Below are 19,495 nucleotides of genomic sequence, written 5' to 3' on the forward strand. Positions count from 1 at the left end.
CCCGATAGTCCGTCCGGCGTGCTCAGTACACCGTGTCCTGCTGGGCCGGGATCACCGAGCCGTCGGGGCGGTGGACCGGGCCGAGGGTGCCGTCCGACCGCGTGAAGCCGGCGGTCGAGCACGGGTACGGGTCGGCCTGGCGCTTCTTCGGCTCGATGAACATCGGGTTGACGAGCCAGCGGTGATCGCTGTTGTCGTAGGCCCGGCACATCAGCTCGGGCTTGTTGCGGTTGATGGCCAGGTGGCCCGCGGTGGCATCGCCGACGAACGTCACATCCGTCTCGGCGTCGCCCGCCGCGAAGGCCGGACGGTGCGCCCGGTCCTGCTGCCGCCAGGCCTTGGCGCCCTTGACGTGGTAGATCTCCTGGTTGATCCAGCAGCGCTTGCCGTCCATGTACGTCAGGACCTCGCCGTGCGTGTCCTTGACGTCGCCGCAGCCCTGGACGCCCGTGGTGAGCCGGCCGTGGCTGACGATGTTGCGGATGCCGATGGTGTGCCGGCGGTCGATTCCCACGCCGGGCGCCCAGGCTCGGACCAGCGGCTCGGCGGACGCGGAGACGATGTAGACGTCGAAGCCGGACTTCTTGAGGGTGCCTATGAGGTCGCGCTGCTGGGCGTAGTAGCGGACGTACCCCTCCATCATGTGCGTGCCGACCTTCTGCTGCGTGCCGATGGGCGCGGCGAGGTTCTCGGCCCGTGCGGCGCGGGCGTACCCGGTCAGCTGCGCGGGGCTGTGGCCGGCGAGGAGCTGGGTGATCCAGACGTACTCCGGGACGGTGCGGCGGTGGTTCCACTCGCCGGTGAACGCCGTCTTGCCGGTGGAGGTCTTGGCGTCCTGGTAGACGTCGAGGATCTCGTCGGTGCAGCCGGTGTCCGTCGATGTGGGCAGCGGACGGCCGGCCGGTACGGAGGTGCCGCAGGCCTTGGTCAGGGCGCGGGCGGCGTCAGCGGTCATCCACTTGTTGGTGGCGCGCCAGTTCGCGGGGCGCAGCACCTTGTCGTGCCGCAGCATCCAGGCGAGCGTGGCGTCGGAGATGTCGTTCTTGACGACGGTGTTGTCCCAGTCGAAGGTCGCGACCGGCCGCGCGCCCCCGGATCCGGAGCAGCTGCCGCGCTCATCGATCATCTTCTGCAGCTTGGCACGGTTGTCGCCGTACCAGCCCTTGGTCACATGGAGGGTGGGACAGTGGCGCGGGGCCGGGCCGGCCATGGCCGTCTGGGCGAGCGTGACGCCGCCGCCCACGACTGCGAGGGCAGCACCCGCTGCAAGCCAGCGACGCTTGTTGAGCATGGACACTCCTGTCGAACGAAGAACCGAAGGCGGACGCTAACGCATGGCGGCCGGACGTCGCACGACATCCGGCCGCCATGGCGCTTACGCGGAGGTGAACAGCGGGCGATTTACACCGGGGTGACGTACGCGCCCGCGATACCGCCGTCGACGAGGAATTCGGCGGCGTTGACGAAGGAGGAGTCGTCGCTGGCCAGGAAGGCGACGGCGGAGGCGATCTCCTCCGGCTCGGCGAACCGGCCGACCGGGACGTGCACCAGGCGGCGCGCGGCGCGCTCGGGGTCCTTGGCGAACAGCTCCTTCAGCAGCGGGGTGTTGACCGGCCCCGGGCACAGCGCGTTGACCCGGATGCCCTCGCGGGCGAACTGCACGCCCAGCTCGCGGGACATGGCCAGCACGCCGCCCTTGGACGCGGTGTAGCTGATCTGGGAGGTGGCGGCGCCCAGCACGGCCACGAAGGAGGCGGTGTTGATGATGGAGCCACCGCGCCCGGTCTGCTCGAACTGGCGCTGCATGTAGGGCAGCGCGTGCTTGCAGCAGAGGTAGACCGAGGTGAGGTTGACCTCCTGGACGCGCTTCCAGGCGTCCAGGCCGGTGGTGAGGATGGAGTCGTCGTCGGGCGGCGAGATGCCGGCGTTGTTGAAGGCGATGTCGACCGAGCCGTAGGTGTCGAAGGCGGTCTTGTAGAGCGCCTCGACCTCGTCGGAGTCGGTCACGTCCACCTTGACGAAGGTGCCGCCCACCTCTTCGGCGGCCGCCTTCCCCGCCCTCTCGTCGATGTCGGCGCAGACGACGTGGGCGCCCTCGGAGGCCAGTCGGCGGGCGGTGGCCAGGCCGATCCCGCTGCCCGCACCGGTGATCACGGCGGTCCGGCCGACGAGGCGGCGGCACACTGCGCTCTGGTCGCTGCTCACTTGCTCTCCTCTGTGCTGATGAAGATGTTCTTGGTCTCGGTGAAGGCGGACAGCGCGTCCGGGCCCAGTTCGCGGCCGAGTCCGGACTGCTTGAACCCTCCGAAGGGGGTCCAGTAGCGCACGCTGCTGTGGGAGTTGACGGAGAGGTTGCCCGCCGCGACGGCGCGTGAGACGCGCAGTGCGCGGCCGACGTCACGGGTCCACAGGGAGCCGGAGAGGCCGTAGTCCGTGGCGTTGGCGAGCCGTACCGCGTCGGCCTCGTCCTCGAAGGGGAGGACGACGGCGACCGGCCCGAAGATCTCCTCGACGGCGGTGCGGTCCCCGGGGCGGCCCTCCAGGACGGTGGCCGGGTACCAGAAGCCCTTGCCGGCCGGGGCCTCGCCGCGGATGGCGGCCGGGGCGTCCTCGGGGACGTAGGACCGTACCCGCTCCCGCTGGGCGGCGGAGATCAGCGGGCCCATCTGCGTGGCGGGGTCTGCCGGATCGCCGACCGTGAAGGCCCGGACGGCGGGCTCCAGGAACTCCATGTAGCGGTCGTAGACCGAGCGCTGGACGAGGATCCGGCTGCGGGCGCAGCAGTCCTGGCCGGTGTTGTCGAGGAACGAGCCGGGGGTGGCGGCCGCGGCGGCCTCCAGGTCGGCGTCGGCGAAGATGATGTTGGGGCTCTTGCCGCCGAGTTCCAGGGTCAGCCGTTTGGTCTGCTCGGCGCAGCGGGCGGCGATGCGGCGGCCGGTGGCGGTGGAGCCGGTGAAGACCACCTTGGCGACCCCGGGGTGGTCGACCAGCGCGGTGCCGGTGACCGGGCCCTCGCCCGGCAGGACCTGGAAGAGGCCCTCGGGCACCCCGGCCTCCAGCGCCAGCTCGGCGAGCCGGAGCGCGGTGAGCGGGGTGGTCTCGGCGGGCTTGAGGAGGACGGCGTTGCCGGCCGCGAGCGCGGGGGCGGTGCCCCAGGCGGCGATCGGCATCGGGAAGTTCCAGGGGGCGATGACGGCGACGACGCCGAGCGGCTCCTGGACGGTGATGTTCAGACCGCCCGCGACCGGGATCTGCGTCCCGTTCAGGCGCTCCACTCCCCCGGCGGCGTAGTGCAGCAGATCGCGGACGTTGCCGGCCTCCCACTCCGCGTTGCCCAGGGGGTGGCCCGCTTCCTGGAGTTCGAGTTCGGCGAGCGGGGCGATGTGGGCGTCGACGACGTCCGCGAAGCGGCGCAGGATGCGGGCCCGGTCCCCGGGGGCCACGGCGGCCCACTTGGCCTGGGCGGCGGCGGCCCGCCGGACGGCGGCGTCGACCTCGGCGGGCGAGGTGGTGGGGACGGTGGCCACCACTTCCTCGGTGGCCGGGTTGAGGATGTTCAGCTCGTGCAGACCATTGGACACGGTCGGGTTCCTTACATGCGCTCGAAGGAGCGGTAGCGCTCCCAGTCCGTGACGGCGGCGTCGTAGGCGTCCTGCTCGACGCGGGCCATGTGGCGGTAGTGGTCGACGACCTCGTCACCGAAGGCGGCGCGGGCGATCGGGCTGTTCTCCCACAGCTCGGCGGCCTCACGCAGGGTGGTGGGGACGTGCGCGGCGTCGCCGGCGTAGGCGTTGCCGGTGGTCGCCTCGGGGAGTTCCAGCTCGTGCTCTATGCCGTACAGGCCGGCCGCGATCATGGCGGCGACCGCGAGGTAGGGGTTCACATCGCCGCCGGGCAGGCGGTTCTCCAGGCGGTGCGAGCGACCGTGGCCGACCACCCGCAGCGCACAGGTGCGGTTGTCCGGGCCCCAGGCGACGGCGGTGGGCGCGAAGGAGCCGGGGCGGAAGCGCTTGTAGGAGTTGATGTTGGGGGCGTAGCAGAGGGTGAAGTCGCGCATCGCCGCGACCTGGCCCGCGAGGAAGTGCCGCATGACCTTCGACATGCCGTACGGGCCGCTGTCGTCGGCGAGCACCGGGTGGCCGTCGTCGTCCTGGAGCGAGAGGTGGATGTGGCAGGAGTTGCCCTCCCGCTCGTCGTACTTCGCCATGAAGGTGAGCGCCATGCCCTCCTGGGCGGCGATCTCCTTGGCACCGGTCTTGTAGATGGTGTGCTGGTCGCAGGTGGTGAGCGCCTCGTCGTAGACGAACACGATCTCGTGCTGGCCGAGGTTGCACTCGCCCTTGGCGGACTCGACCGTCATCCCGGCCGCGCCCATCTCGTTGCGGATCCTGCGCAGTACGGGCTCGACGCGGCCGGTCCCCAGGACGGAGTAGTCGCCGTTCCACTGATTGGCCGGGTTCATGTCGCGGTAGCCGCGCGACCAGGCGTCCTCGTAGGTGTCCTTGAAGAGCATGAACTCCAGCTCGGTGCCGGCGAAGGCGCGCCAGCCGTGCTCGGCGAGGCGGTCGAGCTGGCGGCGCAGGATCTGCCGGGGCGAGGCGACGACCGGGGAGCGGTCGTGCCAGGTGAGGTCGGCGGTGATCAGGGCGGTGCCGGCGTTCCAGGGGGTGCGGCGCAGCGTGGCGGTGTCGCCGTGCATGGCGAAGTCGCCGTAGCCGCGTTCCCAGGACGACATCTGGTAGCCGTCGACGGTGTTGAGGTCGACGTCCACGGCGAGGAGGTAGTTGCAGCCCTCCGTGCCGTGCTCAAGGACGGTGTCGAGGAAATAGCGGGCGGCGAACCGCTTGCCCTGAAGCCTGCCTTGCATATCGGTGAAGGCGAGGACGACAGTGTCGATCTCCCCGGCGTCGACCAGGACTCTGAGCTCCTCGACGGAGAGTGGGGGCGTGCGGTCTGCCACGGTGTTGCCTCCTGTCACTGCATCCGGAGGTCATAAGGTATGCACACGAACCATTGATTGGGAAGGGGTGACGATGGACGGTGCGGCTGATCGGCTGGCACCTGTGCTGCGGCCGGTGCGGGCGGGCAACGGTTTCGAGGAGGCGCTGGAGCAGATACTCCAGATCGTCCGACTCGGGCTGGTGCCGCAGGGCGAACGGCTGCCCGCCGAGCGGGAGTTGGCGGAGCGGTTGCAGATCAGCCGGGTCACCCTGCGCGAGGTGCTCAAGGTACTCCAGGACGAGGGGCTGGTGGAGAGCCGGCGCGGACGCTACGGCGGCACCTTCGTCCGGGTCCGTACGGAGAATCCGGGCGAGGCCGAGCTGCGGCGTCGGATCGAGAAGATCGACGTCGAGGACACCCTGCGGTTCCGGGAGGTGCTGGAGGTGGGCGCGGCCGGCCTGTGCGCGGCCCACGGGCTCACCGACGAGCAGGGCGACCGGCTGCGCGAGGCCCTGGCGGCGACCCAGGACGCCCCGCTCGCGGACTACCGCCGGCGCGACACCCTGCTGCATCTGACCCTCGCGGAGCTCTCCGGCTCGGCGTCGCTGGCGGCCCAGTACGCGGCGGTCCGGGCGGGCGTGAACGACCTGCTGGACTGCATCCCGCTGCTGGTGCGGAATCTGGAGCACTCCCAGACCCAGCACAGCGCCCTGGTGGAGGCGGTACTGGAGGGCGACGCGGACGGCGCGCGCGAGGTGATGCGCGAGCACTGCTGCGGGACCGCCGCCCTGCTGCGCGGCTTCCTCACCGCTCCCGCGGCACAGCCCGAGACCCCGGGTTAACCAGTCTTTTACGCAGGGGCCTTGCGCTCGCCCGGGACGGAGAGCAAAGGTATGCCGCTGAACCTTTACCACGGTTATCCCTCGGCGAGGCAGGAGCGGCTCATGGCCGACAGCACCGATTCCCCGTCCGCACCGCCCACATCGGCCCCGGTTTCCGCAGCCCCCGACGACACCTATCTGGAGCGGCGTGCGTTGCGCCGCGGCAGCGCGGGACCGCTGCTGCTGACCGGCCTGGGCGTCGCCTACGTCGTCTCCGGCGACTTCTCCGGCTGGAACAACGGCCTGGCGCAGGGCGGCTTCGGCGGCCTGGCGATCGCCGCCGTCCTGATGGGCCTGATGTACACGTGCCTGGTCTTCGCGCTCGCGGAGCTGGCCTCGATCCTGCCGACCGCGGGCGGCGGCTACGGCTTCGCCCGGCGCGCCCTGGGCACCTGGGGCGGCTTCCTGACCGGCACCGCGATCCTCATCGAATACGTCCTGGCCCCCGCCGCGATCTCCATCTTCATCGGCGACTACGTCGAATCCCTCGGCCTCTTCGGCCTGCACTCCAGCTGGCCGGTCTATCTCGCCTGCTTCGTCGTCTTCATCGGCATCCACCTGTGGGGCGTCGGCGAGGCGCTGCGCTTCAGCCTGATCGTCACCGCCGTCGCGGTCGCCGCGCTCGTGGTCTTCGCGCTCGCCGCACTCAGCGATTTCCATGTCGACACACTCAACGACATTCCGGTCAGGGCCGGCGCCTTCGGCGCCAACTCCTGGCTCCCGTTCGGCGTTCTCGGGATCTGGGCGGCGTTCCCGTTCGGTATGTGGTTCTTCCTCGGCGTCGAGGGCGTACCGCTGGCCGCCGAGGAGACCAAGGACCCGGCGCGTTCGCTGCCGAAGGCGATGGCGGCCGCGATGGGCGTCCTGCTGCTGCTCGCGCTGATCACCTTCGTCCTCGCCACCGGGGCGCGCGGCTCGGCCGCCATCCAGTCGGTGGGCGACCCGCTCGTCCAGGCCCTGCAGCCGCACGGCACGCCGACGACGGTCAGCCGGATCGTCAACTACGCGGGTCTCGCCGGCCTGGTGGCGTCGTTCTTCTCCCTGATCTTCGCCGGCTCCCGGCAGCTCTTCGCGCTCTCCCGGGCCGGCTACCTGCCCCGCTTCCTCTCCCTGACCAGCCGCCGCAAGGCCCCCTACCTCGGCCTGCTGGTCCCCGGCGCGCTGGGCTTCGCGCTCGCCGCGGCCACCGGGGACGGCGCCCGGATGCTGAACGTCGCGGTCTTCGGCGCCACCATCTCGTACGCCCTGATGGCTCTCTCGCACCTGGTGCTGCGCCGTCGCGAGCCCGGCCTGCACCGCCCGTACCGCACCCCCGGCGGCATGCTGACCTCGGCCGTCGCCCTCGTCCTGGCCTGCTCGGCGCTGGTGGCGACGTTCCTGGTCGACAAGGACGCCGCCTTCATCGCGCTCGGCGTGTACGTCGTGGCGCTGGCCTACTTCGCCCTCTACTCCCGGCACCGCCTGGTGGCCTCGGCACCGGAGGAGGAGTTCGCCGCGCTGGCGGCCGCCGAGGCCGAACTCGAACGCGCCTGAGCCGCACCTGTCCCACATAGGGAGGATGACCCGATGTCCCAGCCGCTGATCGGCATCAGCACCTACCAGGAGGAGGCCCGGTGGGGGGTGTGGGCGCTGCCCGCCGCACTGGTGCCCGCCGGCTACCCGCGGCTCGTCCAGCGCTCGGGCGGGCTCCCGGCGCTGTTGCCGCCCGGCGATCCGGCCACCGCCGCCGCGACCGTCGCCCGCCTGGACGGTCTGGTGATCGCCGGCGGCGCCGACGTCGAGCCGGCACGCTACGGGGCCGAGCCGCACCCCCGGACCGGCCCGCCCGCACTCGACCGCGATGCGTGGGAACTGGCCCTGATCGAGGCCGCATTGGCGGGCGGCGTCCCGCTGCTGGGCATCTGCCGGGGGCTTCAGCTGCTGAACGTGGCTCTGGGCGGCACCCTTGTGCAGCATCTCGACGACCACGCTGGCCCGCCCGGCGTCTTCGGCCATCACGCCGTCAAGCCGGTCCCCGGCACCCTGCTGGACCGTACGCTGCCCGAGCCGGTCTCCGTGCCGACCTACCACCACCAGGCGGTGGATCGGATCGGCCGCGGGCTGGTGGCTTCGGCCTTCGCGGAGGACGGCACCGTCGAGGCCGTGGAACTGCCGGGTCCGGACGGCTTCGTGCTCGCCGTGCAGTGGCACCCGGAGGCCGGGGACGACCCACGCGTCATGCAGGCACTGGTGGCGGCGGCGCGTGGGGCCTCCCCGGAGGTGGTGTGACCGGAAGGCCGAACCGGCCGTCGTGCCGGTGTGCGCGGCCGGGGCCCGAGCTCCGGGCATCGCCTTCTCCACGATCCAGGGCCGGGTCGGGGTAGGGGGCATCCGGCACCCCGGCCCCGAGCGCCACGCCGCGCCGTTCCGCTCCGCGCGCACGGGTGCGCCGTGCCGGGGCCGTGTGCACCGGCACCGGCCCCGGCCCACCGCCTCCGGCGGACCTCGCCGCGCCGCTCGGCCGACCCCGCCGGTGCACCGCACCGCTTCAGCGGTTCGGTGCGTCAGCGGTTCAGTGCGTCAGCGGGTACGACGTCCGGCCGGACACCGCGTCGATCTCGTCGTGCGCCTTGGTCAGCAGCTTCATCGCCAGTTCGTTGAGCGCGCGGGCTCCCGCGACCTCCTCGCCGACCCTCGGTTGGTCCGAGTCGACGGGGTGCCGGCTGGCGTACCCCTGGGCCCGCATCTCGCTCCCGTCCGGGAGCCGTACCAGGGCGGCCGCCCGGGTGCGGTGTGTGTCTTCCTCGAATTCCAGCTCGACGTGCCATCCGGCCACCGTCTGCGTCTTCATCATGCCGCTCACCTCCGGAACCGCTGTTACCAGAGTGCGTCAGGTCCCGCATGCGCGCACCATGTGCCCCGGGCCCGGGATGTTCCGGACGACACCCGCTAGCGGCGGAAGTCGTCCGCCACACCGACCAGCAGGACCCGGCTCTCGGACACGAGTGAGCGCCAGCGATGGGTGACGCCGCCGGAGCAGTAGAAGGTGTCGCCCGGCCCGAGGCGATGGCGGGTGCCCTCGGCCTCGGCCTCCACGCAGCCCTCGATCACGTACATCAACTCGTCGTGCGGGTGCTGGAATTCGCGCTGCCAGTCGTGCCGGCCGGTGACCTCCAGGGCGTGCAGTTGCTGCCGGCCGCGCACCAGGGGGCGCACCGTGCCGCGGTCACCGTCCTCGGGGACGGCCGCGGAGTCGGCGCGCACGACATCGACCGTACGGGGGCCGTCGGCGGCGGCCAGCAGGGTGACGGCGGTGGTCTCCAGCGCGTCGGCGATCCTCTGGAGGGAGCGCATGCTCGGGCGGGCCCGGTCGTTCTCCACCTGGCTGAGGAAGGGCGCGGACAGACCGGTGCGGCGGGCGAGTTCCGCCAGGGTCATCTCCAGGGCGCGGCGGCGCCTGCGCACCCCGGCCCCGACCCGGGGAGAGTCCGCCGCTTCGTTCATCGTTCGCTCCTTATTGGTGCGTTCACACGTCTGCAACAGCACGCCCCTAGCGTCTACGCTGTTTGATCCCATCAAACAAAGTTTGACGTCGCTTAGCTCGTGCTCATCCATGCCACGTTCGACCAGGGGAATTCATCATGCCCACAGCCCGGACCACCGACGGAACCACCGACGGAACCGCAGTCGGAACCGAAGCCGGAACCGCAGTCGATCAAAACACACGGCGTCGTCGCGGCACCGGCCTGATCGCCCTCGACGAACGGGCTGCGTACGGCGGCTACACCCTCTATGCGCCGCTCACCGGCGGCGGCGAGGTGCTGCTCATCGACCTGCACGGCACCGTCGCACACCGCTGGCGGCTGCCGAACCGCCCCGGGCGCCACGCGCGCATCCTGCCGAACGGCAACCTCGCCTACAACGCCACGCTTCCGGACCAGGAAGCGCTGTTCCCGATGTGGCACAAGTACCGCGGCGGGCTGATGCAGGAGATCGACCCGCAGGGGCGGGTGCTGCACGAGTTCGCCGACCCGCTCCAGCACCACGACGCCCATCACTACGGCGACGGGCGGATCCTCTACACCGCGCTGGAGCCGCTGACCGGCGAGCGCGCGGCGGCGGTGCGCGGCGGCGTGCCCGGCTCGGAGCCGGCCGGCGGCACGGTCTGGGCCGACACCATCCGCGAGGTCGACGCCGACGGGAACCTGCTGTGGTCCTGGCGGGTCGGCGACCACCTCGACCGCGACGAGTACGCCCTGCACCCGGACTACTCCCGCGAACACTGGCCGCTGATCAACTCCGTCTTCCCGCTCGCCGACGGCAACGTGCTGGCCAGCCTGCGCAGCACCTCCGCGGTGATCGTCATCAGCCGGACGACCGGCGAGATCCTCTGGCGCACCGAGCCGGGTCTGGTCTCCCAGCAGCACCACCCCACCGAGCTGCCGAACGGCAACATCCTGATCTTCGACAACGGCGTCTTCCGGCCCGGCAGCGACGTGCCGTACTCCCGCGTCATCGAGGTCGAGCGACCTTCGGGGAAGGTGGTGTGGGAATACCACGACCCGGCACGCGAGGCGTTCTTCGCGCCCTTCATGGGCAGCGCCCAGCGGCTGCCCAACGGCAACACCCTGATCACCGACTCCCCCGCCGGGCGGCTCTTCGAGGTGACCGCCGAGGGGCTGGTGTGCTGGGAGTACGTCGTCCCGCAGTTCGGCAGCTACCGCGAACCCGAGGTCGGTGCGCTCTTCCCGTCGCTGAACAACGCGGTCTTCCGCGCCTACCGCTACGACGCCGGGCAACTGCCCTGGCTGAAGCGGCGGGTGTGAGCGATGGCGCCCCCGGCCTCCGGCACACACGCCCCGGCGGCCACGGACGAGCGACTGCCGGCGCTGCGCCTGCTGCCGCTCGCCGCGCAGCACGTCCTCGCGATGATCGCGGCGCCCGTCTCCACGGTCTTCCTGATCGCGGCGGGCCTGCGGCTGCCGCCCGACCGCACCGCGTCCCTGCTCAGCGCCACACTGGTGCTGTGCGGGGCCGGAGCCCTGCTGCAGTCCCTCGGGGTGCTGCGGACCGGCGCCCGGCTGCCGTTCATGATGCTGCCGGGTGGTGCGGCGGCGGCCCTCTTCCTCGAGATCGCCCGAGCCCACGGCGCGGCCACCGCGTCCGGATCCGTCCTGCTCGCGGCCGCGCTGCTGCTGGCCGTACTGCCGCTGTACGGGCGGCTCGTCCGCTTCTTCCCGCCGCTGGTGATGGGCGCGACCGTGCTGGTCATCGGCATCAACATGATCAAGGTTGCGGCGCCGATGGCGGTCGCCGGGCGCGGGCTCGCGCTGGTCACCATCGCCGCCACCACCCTGTGTTTCCTGATCCTGCGCGGTGTGTGGCGGCAGCTGTCGGTGCTGATCGGCATGGTGGCCGGCACCGCCACCGCGGCGCTCACCGGCGCCGCGTTTCCCGCCGTTCCGGGCGCTGCGGTGCTCTCGTCGCCCGAGCTGCTGCCCTTCGGCACACCGCGGTTCGACCTTCTCGCGGCGCTTCCCCTGATGGTCTTCGCGCTGGCCTCGCTCGCCGAGGCCACCGGTCAGACGGTCCTCACCAGCCGGGCGGTGGGCCGTATCCCCGACCCGGCGCGCGATGTCCCGCGTACCGCCCGCGCGGACGCGGTCGTCTCACTGGGCGCCGGGCTGTTCGGCGGCCCGATGATGGTGACCAGCGCGGAGAACATCGGCATCGTCCAGCTCACCGGCGTCCGCAGCCGGTTCGTGACCGCCGCCGCCGGACTGCTGCTCGTGCTGAGCGGTCTGCTCGCGCCGGTCACCCGGCTGCTCGCCGCGCTGCCCACGCCGGTGGTGGGCGGCGCGGCCCTGGTGATCTACGCGGTGATCGCGGCCATGGGCATCGACATGCTCCGCCGCACCGATCTCGCCGACCGTGCCGCCACCACCGTCGTCGCGCTGACGCTGCTGGCGGGCCTGCTCCCCATCCTGGCCCCGGAGTTGTACGCACCGCTGCCCGACTGGGCCCACACCCTGTTCGGCAGCGGGGTACCGGCCGCCGCCCTGACGGCGATCGCGCTCTCCGCCCTCTTCCGGCGGCCGGCGTGGCGTACGCGACCGTCGACCCGGACCGGTCGGACCGACCGCGCCCCGGTGGAGTCCGGCCCCGACCCGCTGGAGTCCGGGGCCGGTTGACGCTCAGGCGCCCCGCGTCAGCCCCAGCAACTGCCGGGCCGGACCGGCGGGCCGCTGACCGGCCGGCCAGACGGCCCGCAGATCGCGCCCCAGCCGCAGGCCGCGCACCGGGATCGCCACCAGCCGGCGGGCGGTCAGCTCCTCCCCGACGGCGAGCTCGCTGACGACCGAGGGGGCGGCCTCGCTCAGCACGGCGGCCTTCACGGCGGTGGTGGAGGAGAGTTCGAGCAGCGGTTCGGCCAGCCCGCCGTGTCGGGCGAGCGCCGCGTCCAGCACCTGGCGGGTGCCGGAGCCGCGTTCGCGCAGCACCAGCGGGGTCGCGGCCAGCTCGGCGGCGGTCAGTTCCGTGCGGCGCCTGGCCCAGCGGTGGGCCGGGGCGACGACCACGATGAGCCGGTCGTGGCCGATGACCGTGCCGTCCAGCCCCGCCGGCACCTCCAGGCCCTCGACGAAGCCGAGGTCCGCCTCGCCCGACCGCAGCCGTTCGGCGACCGCGCTGGAGTTGCCCGCGAGCAGCGATACGGCGGTGCCGGGGAGTTGCGCGCGCAGCGCGATCAGCCAGCCGGGCAGCAGATACTCGGCGATGGTCATGCTGGCGGCGACCCGCAGTCGCGAGTCGCGGCGGCCGCGCAGCGCCTGCGCACCGGCGTCGAACGCCTCGGCCGCCTCCACCACCCGCCGCGCCCAGTCCGTGACCAGCACACCCGCCTCGGTCAGCCGGGATCCGCGCGGCGAGCGCTCCACCAGCCCCACGCCGAGCTGACGCTCCATCGACCGGATCCGGCTGCTGGCGGCGGGCTGGGTGACGCCCATCGCGCGGGCGGCCCGGCCCAGGCTGCCGAGCCGGGCGACGGCGAGCAGCAGCTCCAGCGCACCGAGGTCGGGAACCCGGTGCGCGAGGGGTACGGCGGCGGTCCCGTCGTCTGCGCTGCACATAAACCCAGCTTATGCCCTCATAGCCACAAGGGTTCTGGCGGGCACGCGTGCCCGCGGCGAGGCTCGTGTCATGACAGTCCTCGCGCACGCCTGCTCCCAGGCCACGGACGCCCCCGAACGCACCGCGGGCACGGCGCCCTCCGTCCGCCACCTCGGCCCGAACTGGTACGCCGCCGTGATGGGCACCGCGATCGTCGCCAACGCCGGCGCCGCTCTGCCGCTGCACGCACCGTGGCTGCGCGGAGTGTACGCACTGGTCTGGGCCCTCTCGGCGCTGATGCTGGTGACACTGCTGGCCGCCCGGACCGTGCACTGGACCCGGCACGGCGACCAGGCCCGGCGGCAGCTGCTGGATCCCGCCGTCGCGCCGTTCTACGGGTGCCTGGCGATGGCGCTGCTCGCGGTCGGCGCCGGCACCCTCGCGGTCGGCGGGGACGTGATCGGCCGGCCGGGCGCCCTCGCCGCCGCCGGCACGCTCTGGATCCTGGGCACCCTCGTCGGGCTGGCGGCCGCCGCCGGGATCCCGTATCTGATGGTCACCCGGCACCGCATCGAGGCGGGCGGCGCCGCACCGGCCTGGCTGCTGCCGCTGGTCGCGCCCATGGTCTCGGCGGCGACCGGCCCGGCACTGGTGGCGGAGCTGCCGGCCGGCCAGTGGCGGGCGGCGCTGCTGTTCGCCTGCTACGCGTTGTTCGGGATGTCGCTGCTGGCGACGCTGCTGGTACTGCCGCTGGTGCTGTCCCGGCTGTTCCACCACGGCCCGCTGCCGCTCGTACTGACCCCGACGCTGTTCCTCGTCCTCGGCCCGCTGGGCCAGTCCACCACCGCCGTGAACAACCTCGCCGATGCCGCCCCGGGGGCCGTCGGCGCCCCCTACGCGCACGCGATGAGCGCCTTCGCGGTGCTGTACGGCGTGCCCGTGACGGGCTTCGCGCTGCTCTGGCTGGCGATCGCCACGGCGATGGTGGTGCGGGCGTTCCGCCGCGGCATGGGCTTCGCGATGACCTGGTGGGCCTTCACCTTCCCCCTCGGGACCTGCGTCACCGGCGCCGCGGGACTCGCACGGCACACCGGGCTGGCCGCGTTCGACGGGCTCGCCCTGGTGCTCTACGCGGCATTGGTGACGGCGGTGGCGGTGGCCGGTACGCGCACTGCGCTCGGCCTGGCGCGAGGACGGCTGCTCGCGCCCCCGCAGCCCCGGCCCGCCACCGGGTGAGCCGCTAGCGCGCCGCGGCCAGGGCCGCCGCCAGCACCTGCGGAGCCTGTGCCAACGACGGCCCGTACCAGGTGAGATGGCGCCCGCTGACCAGCGCGGCGGGGATCTCGCGGAACGCCTCCGGCCCGTCCTCGGCGGTGAAGCGGTAGGGCTCGTCCGGCAGCACGACCAGATCGGCGCCTGCGGCCGTGAGCTCGTCGAGGGGAACGCGGGGGTAGCGGTCGGCATGCCCGGCGTAGAGGTTGCGCACGCCGAGCCGGGCGAGCAGGTCACCGGCGAAGGTGTCCCGGCCCAGCACCATCCACGGCCGCCGCCAGACCGGCACCACCGCGGAGCGCTCCGCCGTCGCGGCGGACAGGTCCCGCCAGGCGGCCTCGGCTGCGTCCAGCCAGCCGGGCCTGCGCAGTCCGCAGCCGTGCACCAGCAGCCGCTCCAGCTCGTCGAGCGCCTGGTCGAGCGTGCGGATCTCGGTGACGTGGACGTGCAGCCCGGCGGACCGCAGCGCCGCGAGGTCCTGGGGGCGGTTCTCCTCCTCGTTGGCGATCACGAGGTCGGGGGCGAGGGCGGCGATCCGGGCGGTGTCGGGGTTCTTGGTGCCGCCGATACGGGTGACGTCGAGCCCGGCCGGGTGAGTGCACCAGTCGGTGGCACCGACCAGCAGCTCGGGCGCGCAGGCCGCCACCGCCTCGGTGAGGGAGGGCACCAGGGACACCACGCTTCGGACGCCGCCGCCGGCAGGTCTTGAGGTCATCGCCCCACCGTACGCGGACCGGCTCACCCGCCGGCGAACTCGCCGATCAGGAACGGGCGTTGGCGTTTCTGCGGAGCAGGGACGCCGCACCGGCCGCCAGCACCAGCAGCGCCAGGCCGCCGGCCGCCTGACTCGCGTTCACCCCTTCGGACCGCCCGTCGCGTACGGTCACCGTCTCGGTGAAGCGGTCGCCGCCGGACCCGCAATCGATGGTGACGCGGTAGTCGCCGGGCGTGACGGTACGGTCGACCGTCGTCTCGGCCGCCATTCCCCGCGCGGCCGGTTCGAGGACCACCGATCCGAAGAGGGCCGAGGCGGCCGTGGCGCTCCGGTCCGCGGGGCAGCGTCTGCCGTCGCTGACACTGACGCGCTGGCCGGCCGCCATCGGGTCCGGCTCGACCCGTGCCGATGCGGCGGGCGCGGCACATCCGAGGGCAGCGGCGCCGGCCAGGGCGACGACGGCGGTGCGTGCAGGGTTCACGGTCGCCTCCTGCGCCGGCCGCGGCTCCGGCGGCCACGTGGAATGACCGGCACACACGGAGCGAATCACCGCGCGCACCGCACCGCGACGCGGGCGCGGCCGGTAGGGGAGCCGATACTCCATCAGAGGGCCTGCCGCGGGGCCACCGTGCCGGCCGGCGCCCCGTGGGGCTCCCGCCGCGTACGGCGGCGACGGGAGCGCGCGGACGGCCCCGGCAACGGCGAACCCCGCCGCCCGGCTGACGCCGGGGGCGGGGTTCTCGACAGGGCGGCGGCGCGGCTACTTCACCGGCGCCATCTTGTCGACGATGCCCGGGTGGTCAGCGATCCACTTGTCCACGCCCTTGCTCTCGTGGCCCTTGCCGGCGTCCTGGAGGTCCTGCTCCAGGCTGCCGAGCTGGTCGGGCGTCATCTTCCAGTTCTTCAGCCAACCGGCGAACTCCGGGAACTTCTTGGGGAAGCTCTTGTTGCCGAGCGTCTTGATCTGGTTGTTGGCGCCCCAGGTGCCCTTGGGGTCCTTGAGCTTGGTCAGGTGGTACTTGCTGTACGCCCAGTGCGGGGACCACAGGACGACCGCGATCGGCTCCTTCTGGGCGTAGGCCCGGTCCAGCTCGGCGAGCATCGCACTGGTGCCGGCCTCGGTGACCTGGAAGTCCTTCAGCCCGTAGGCGGGCTGAACGACGCTGTGCAGGCGCTTCATCTCGCCGGTGCCCGGCTCGATGCCGATGATCTTGCCCTTGAACTCGTCCTTGTGCTTGCGCAGATCGTCGAGGGTTTTGACGCCCTTGACGTAGGACGGCACCGCGATCTCCAGCGACGTCTTGTCGTACCAGGCGCCGACGTCGACGAGATCCTTCTTGTACTTGTCCCAGTACTGCTTCTGCGCGACCGGCAGCCAGCCGTCGGTCTCGACGTCGATCTGGCCCGTCGACAGGCCGGTCCACATCGGGCCGACGTCGAGGTTGCGGATGTTCGGCTTGTAGCCGCGCTTCTCGAGGATGCTCTTCCACAGGTAGGTGGTGGCGATGCCCTCGTCCCACGCGGGGTAGCCGATGTTCGGCGCCTTGCCCGCGTCCTTGCCCTTGGCGTACGCGGCGTGGGCGGACGGGGCCAGCTTGTTGACCAGGCCGGGGTTCTTCTTCAACCAGGTGCGCACGCCGTCCTGCTCATGGCCCACACCGGCGCTCTTGACCTCGTCCTCCAGGCTGGTGAGCTGCTTCTCGCCCAGGTGGAAGTTCTTCATCCACTTGGCGACCTGCGGCTCGTCCTTGGAGAAGCCCTTGCGGCCCAGCATGTGCAGGCTGTCGCCGGAGCCGAACGAGCCCTTGGGGTCCTTCAGCTTGGTCAGGTCGTACTTGTTGTACGCCCAGTGCGGGGACCACAGCGTGACCGCGATCGGCTTCTTGGCGTGGATCGAGCGGTCCAGCTCGCTGAGCATCGAGGAGGTGCTGGACTCCTGCACCTTGTACTCGCCGCCCAGGCCGTAGTCCTTGAGGACCTTGTCCTTGAGGATCTTCATCTCGCCGGCGCCGGGCTCGATACCGGTGATCTTGCCGCCGAACCGGCCGCCCTTGCCCTTGAGGTCGTCGAGGGACTTGATGTCCTTCATGTACTTCGGGACCGCGACCTCGAGCGACGTCTTGTCGTACCAGGCGCCCAGGTCCTCGAGCTTGTTCTTGTACTTCTTCCAGTACTCGGCGTGCGTGGTCGGCAGCCAGGCGTTGGTCTGGACGTCGATGTCACCGCGGGCCTGCCCGGCGAACAGCGGACCGGCCTCCAGGGCCTGGACCTTGGGCTTGTAACCGCGCTGTTCGAGGATTTCCTTCCACAGGTACGTGGTGGACTTGCCCTCGTCCCAGTTGACGTAGCCGAGGCTGACCGGGCGGCCGTTGCCGTCGGTGGTACCGCCGGCGCCGCCGCTGTCCTTGCCCATGAAGCTCAGGCCGCCGGCGAGCAGCGCGAGGACGACCACGCCGGCCATCGCGAGAGAGGTGGCGGGCTTCCACTGGAGGAACTTCAGACCGCCCAGCGCGGCCTGCGCCTTGGCCAGGGCGCGCCGGCCGAGCGGGGAGACCCGCTGGTTGAGCGCACCGGTCATCCGGTCCAGATACATGGCGAGGATGACGACCGCGAGACCGGCCTCGGAACCCAGCGCCACGTCGACGGAGCTGATGGAGTTGTAGACGGACCCGCCCAGACCGCCGCCGCCGACCATGCCGGCGATGACGACCATGGACAGCGCCAGCATGATGACCTGGTTGATACCGGCCATGATCGTGGGCAGCGCCAGCGGCAGCTGGACGCGGAAGAGCGTCCGCCGCGGGTGGGTGCCGAACGCCTCGGCCGCCTCGACCAGTTCCTCGTCGACCTGCCGGATACCCAGCTCGGTCATGCGGACCGCGGGCGGCATGGAGAAGACGATGGTCGACACGATGCCGGGAACGACACCGAGGCCGAAGAAGAGGATGCCGGGGATCAGGTAGACCATGGCGGGCATCGTCTGCATCAGGTCCAGCACCGGGCGCAGCGCGCCGCCGACGGCGCGGCTGCGGGCGGCCAGGATGCCCAGCGGAATGGCGACCACGATCGTGATCAGGCACGCCACCAGCACCAACGACAGCGACGATACGGTCTCGTCCCACTGCTCGATGGAGTTGATCAGCGCGAAGCCGAGGAAGGTGAGCAGGGCGGCCGGCAGACCGCGCAGCCACCAGGCGATCACCGCGAGGATGCCGGCCAGGATGAGCGGCTCGGGTGCGGCGAGCACGGTGTGGATCGCGTCGTAGAGCGCGTTCAGCACATGGGTGATGAGGTCGAACAGCCAGTTGAGGTTGTCGCGCAGCCAGTCGACGCAGTCGCTGACCCAGCTGCCTATCGGGATCCTAGGCACCGGCGATCACCTTGCCCTCGGCCGTCTTCTCCAGGGGAGTCGTGGCGCCGGTGGCCGGCGCGGGCACGGCGGTGTCCTGCCGTACGGGCTCACCGAGCACGGCGAGCAGCTTGGCGACCGGGACGGCGCCGACCAGCTTCCCGTGCTCGTCGGTGACGGCGACCGGGACGGTGCTGGTCGAGCAGGGGGTGAACAGCTCGGCGAGCGGGGTGTCGACGCCGACGGTGGCGGGCGCGGCGGCCTGGAAGTCCGCGGCCGTGGCCAGCTTCCCGCCCTCCGACGTCGTGGCGCCCAGGACCGTACCGACCTCGTCCATGACCGCACCGGCGGTCAGGACCCGGGTGCGGTCGACGTCCTGGATGAAGGACGCGACGTAGTCGTTGGCCGGGCGGACGAGGATGTCCTCGGCGCTGCCGACCTGCACGATCCGGCCGTCGCGCATCACCGCGATCTTGTCGCCGAGCCGCATCGCCTCGTTGAGGTCGTGGGTGATGAAGACGATCGTCTTCTTCAGCGTCTTCTGCAGCTCCAGCAGCTGGTCCTGCATATCGCGGCGGATCAGCGGGTCGAGCGCGCTGAAGGACTCGTCCATCAGCAGCAGGTCGGCGTTGGTGGCCAGCGCACGGGCCAGGCCCACGCGCTGCTGCATACCGCCGGAGAGCTCGTCCGGCCAGGACTTCTCCCAGCCCTTGAGCCCGGTGAGTTCAAGGGCTTCGGTGGCCCGCTTGTCACGCTCGGCGCGCGGCACGCCCTGCACCTCCAGCCCGTAGGCGGCGTTCTCCAGCACACTGCGGTGCGGGAAGAGCGCGAAGTGCTGGAAGACCATGGAGATCTTCTCGGAGCGGACCTTGCGCAGCTCCTTGTCGCTGAGCGAAGTCAGGTCCTGGCCGTCGAACCGGACGGTCCCGGCGGTCGGCTCCAGCAGCCCGTTGAGCGTGCGCAGGAGTGTCGACTTACCGGATCCGGACAGACCCATGACGACGAATATCTGGCCCTCGTCCACCTCGATCGACGCGTCGATCACTGCGGCGGTGGTGCCTTCGGACCGCAGGTCCTCGCGGCTGGCGCCGCCCTCGAGCCGTTGGACCGCGTCCTCGGGTCGTCTGCCGAACACTTTGTACAGGTGTTCGGCTTGCAGCCTGGACACATATACCTCTCTTGTCGCACGAGAAACGACCTGCCACCCCCGTAGACAGGTCGCGAAGCGGCGCGGATTCGGCCCGCCGGACC

General features: G+C 71.7%; 17 protein-coding genes. 6 read left to right on the forward strand and 11 right to left on the reverse strand.

All coding sequences use genetic code 11. From position 1 onward, the window contains the following. Positions 1 to 22: 22 nt before the first annotated feature. The 4 genes from ACGFML_RS08075 to ACGFML_RS08090 all read right to left on the reverse strand — a co-directional run bounded on the left by ACGFML_RS08075 (position 23) and on the right by ACGFML_RS08090 (position 4,960). Positions 23 to 1,291, reverse strand: coding sequence for a haloacid dehalogenase-like hydrolase (locus tag ACGFML_RS08075; protein ID WP_393541226.1), 1,269 nt, complete (start codon positions 1,289 to 1,291; stop codon positions 23 to 25). A gap of 110 nt (positions 1,292 to 1,401) precedes the next feature. Beyond that, on the reverse strand, positions 1,402 to 2,205 hold the full coding sequence (locus ACGFML_RS08080; protein WP_393541228.1) for a 3-oxoacyl-ACP reductase: 804 nt from the start codon (positions 2,203 to 2,205) through the stop codon (positions 1,402 to 1,404). Continuing rightward, a complete protein-coding gene (locus ACGFML_RS08085) occupies positions 2,202 to 3,581 on the reverse strand; it encodes an aldehyde dehydrogenase family protein (RefSeq protein WP_393541230.1) in 1,380 nt (459 codons plus the stop codon). The genes ACGFML_RS08080 and ACGFML_RS08085 overlap by 4 nt, the downstream gene beginning before the upstream one ends. Before the next feature lie 11 nt (positions 3,582 to 3,592). Further along, a complete protein-coding gene (locus tag ACGFML_RS08090; RefSeq protein ID WP_393541232.1) occupies positions 3,593 to 4,960 on the reverse strand; it encodes a glutamine synthetase family protein in 1,368 nt (455 codons plus the stop codon). Between the two features lie 73 nt (positions 4,961 to 5,033). Between ACGFML_RS08090 and ACGFML_RS08095 the strand changes: the two genes are divergently transcribed. The 3 genes from ACGFML_RS08095 (at position 5,034) to ACGFML_RS08105 (ending at position 8,090) form a co-directional block, all read left to right on the forward strand. After that, positions 5,034 to 5,783 (forward strand): FadR/GntR family transcriptional regulator, encoded by a 750-nt coding sequence (locus ACGFML_RS08095; protein ID WP_393541234.1) that lies wholly within the window; start codon positions 5,034 to 5,036, stop codon positions 5,781 to 5,783. A gap of 102 nt (positions 5,784 to 5,885) precedes the next feature. Further along, a complete protein-coding gene (gene eat / locus ACGFML_RS08100) occupies positions 5,886 to 7,355 on the forward strand; it encodes an ethanolamine permease (protein ID WP_393541236.1) in 1,470 nt (489 codons plus the stop codon). A 33-nt stretch (positions 7,356 to 7,388) separates the two neighbouring features. After that, positions 7,389 to 8,090, forward strand: a complete 702-nt coding sequence (locus tag ACGFML_RS08105) for a gamma-glutamyl-gamma-aminobutyrate hydrolase family protein (protein WP_393541238.1) — start codon at positions 7,389 to 7,391, stop codon at positions 8,088 to 8,090. A gap of 283 nt (positions 8,091 to 8,373) precedes the next feature. On the opposite strand, the gene ACGFML_RS08110 is transcribed toward ACGFML_RS08105, so the two are convergent. After that, positions 8,374 to 8,655, reverse strand: coding sequence for a DUF1876 domain-containing protein (locus ACGFML_RS08110; RefSeq protein WP_393541240.1), 282 nt, complete (start codon positions 8,653 to 8,655; stop codon positions 8,374 to 8,376). 95 nt (positions 8,656 to 8,750) lie between these two features. Then, on the reverse strand, positions 8,751 to 9,305 hold the full coding sequence (locus ACGFML_RS08115; RefSeq protein ID WP_393541242.1) for a helix-turn-helix domain-containing protein: 555 nt from the start codon (positions 9,303 to 9,305) through the stop codon (positions 8,751 to 8,753). Positions 9,306 to 9,442: 137 nt separating this feature from the next. Between ACGFML_RS08115 and ACGFML_RS08120 the strand changes: the two genes are divergently transcribed. Then, complete coding sequence (locus ACGFML_RS08120) at positions 9,443 to 10,627, forward strand: aryl-sulfate sulfotransferase (RefSeq protein ID WP_393541244.1); 1,185 nt, start codon at positions 9,443 to 9,445, stop codon at positions 10,625 to 10,627. Positions 10,628 to 10,630: 3 nt separating this feature from the next. After that, positions 10,631 to 11,992, forward strand: coding sequence for a uracil-xanthine permease family protein (locus ACGFML_RS08125; protein WP_393541246.1), 1,362 nt, complete (start codon positions 10,631 to 10,633; stop codon positions 11,990 to 11,992). 3 nt (positions 11,993 to 11,995) lie between these two features. Here ACGFML_RS08125 and ACGFML_RS08130 read toward each other — a convergent pair whose 3' ends face one another. Next, the gene (locus ACGFML_RS08130; RefSeq protein WP_393541248.1) at positions 11,996 to 12,928 is read right to left on the reverse strand and encodes a LysR family transcriptional regulator; all 933 of its coding nucleotides are present in this window, start codon (positions 12,926 to 12,928) and stop codon (positions 11,996 to 11,998) included. 70 nt (positions 12,929 to 12,998) lie between these two features. On the opposite strand from ACGFML_RS08130, the gene ACGFML_RS08135 reads away from it, so the two are divergent. After that, positions 12,999 to 14,144, forward strand: coding sequence for a TDT family transporter (locus tag ACGFML_RS08135; protein WP_393541250.1), 1,146 nt, complete (start codon positions 12,999 to 13,001; stop codon positions 14,142 to 14,144). Between the two features lie 4 nt (positions 14,145 to 14,148). Here the strand turns inward: ACGFML_RS08135 and ACGFML_RS08140 are convergent, their stop codons facing one another. The 4 genes from ACGFML_RS08140 to ACGFML_RS08155 form a co-directional block, all read right to left on the reverse strand. Beyond that, positions 14,149 to 14,895 carry a helical backbone metal receptor gene (locus ACGFML_RS08140; RefSeq protein ID WP_393541252.1) on the reverse strand — a complete coding sequence of 249 codons (747 nt, stop codon included), beginning with the start codon at positions 14,893 to 14,895 and terminating at the stop codon, positions 14,149 to 14,151. A gap of 46 nt (positions 14,896 to 14,941) precedes the next feature. Continuing rightward, a complete protein-coding gene (locus ACGFML_RS08145) occupies positions 14,942 to 15,376 on the reverse strand; it encodes a hypothetical protein (protein WP_393541254.1) in 435 nt (144 codons plus the stop codon). A 279-nt stretch (positions 15,377 to 15,655) separates the two neighbouring features. Beyond that, the gene (locus ACGFML_RS08150) at positions 15,656 to 18,265 is read right to left on the reverse strand and encodes an ABC transporter permease/substrate binding protein (RefSeq protein ID WP_393541256.1); all 2,610 of its coding nucleotides are present in this window, start codon (positions 18,263 to 18,265) and stop codon (positions 15,656 to 15,658) included. Next, positions 18,258 to 19,412 carry a glycine betaine/L-proline ABC transporter ATP-binding protein gene (locus tag ACGFML_RS08155; protein ID WP_393541258.1) on the reverse strand — a complete coding sequence of 385 codons (1,155 nt, stop codon included), beginning with the start codon at positions 19,410 to 19,412 and terminating at the stop codon, positions 18,258 to 18,260. Before ACGFML_RS08155 ends, ACGFML_RS08150 begins: the two co-directional genes overlap by 8 nt. Positions 19,413 to 19,495 lie beyond the last annotated feature (83 nt).

Source organism: Streptomyces sp. NPDC048650 (assembly GCF_043199095.1).
Taxonomy (GTDB): domain Bacteria; phylum Actinomycetota; class Actinomycetes; order Streptomycetales; family Streptomycetaceae; genus Streptomyces.

What these genes read in the sequence shown, in the direction of transcription:
- ACGFML_RS08075 (WP_393541226.1), bottom strand. Translation starts at nt 1,291, where the DNA reads ATGCTCAACAAGCGTCGCTGGCTTGCAGCGGGTGCTGCCCTCGCAGTC.
- ACGFML_RS08095 (WP_393541234.1), top strand. Translation starts at nt 5,034, where the DNA reads ATGGACGGTGCGGCTGATCGGCTGGCACCTGTGCTGCGGCCGGTGCGG.
- eat (WP_393541236.1), top strand. Translation starts at nt 5,886, where the DNA reads ATGGCCGACAGCACCGATTCCCCGTCCGCACCGCCCACATCGGCCCCG.
- ACGFML_RS08105 (WP_393541238.1), top strand. Translation starts at nt 7,389, where the DNA reads ATGTCCCAGCCGCTGATCGGCATCAGCACCTACCAGGAGGAGGCCCGG.
- ACGFML_RS08110 (WP_393541240.1), bottom strand. Translation starts at nt 8,655, where the DNA reads ATGATGAAGACGCAGACGGTGGCCGGATGGCACGTCGAGCTGGAATTC.
- ACGFML_RS08115 (WP_393541242.1), bottom strand. Translation starts at nt 9,305, where the DNA reads ATGAACGAAGCGGCGGACTCTCCCCGGGTCGGGGCCGGGGTGCGCAGG.
- ACGFML_RS08120 (WP_393541244.1), top strand. Translation starts at nt 9,443, where the DNA reads ATGCCCACAGCCCGGACCACCGACGGAACCACCGACGGAACCGCAGTC.
- ACGFML_RS08125 (WP_393541246.1), top strand. Translation starts at nt 10,631, where the DNA reads ATGGCGCCCCCGGCCTCCGGCACACACGCCCCGGCGGCCACGGACGAG.
- ACGFML_RS08130 (WP_393541248.1), bottom strand. Translation starts at nt 12,928, where the DNA reads ATGTGCAGCGCAGACGACGGGACCGCCGCCGTACCCCTCGCGCACCGG.
- ACGFML_RS08135 (WP_393541250.1), top strand. Translation starts at nt 12,999, where the DNA reads ATGACAGTCCTCGCGCACGCCTGCTCCCAGGCCACGGACGCCCCCGAA.
- ACGFML_RS08140 (WP_393541252.1), bottom strand. Translation starts at nt 14,895, where the DNA reads ATGACCTCAAGACCTGCCGGCGGCGGCGTCCGAAGCGTGGTGTCCCTG.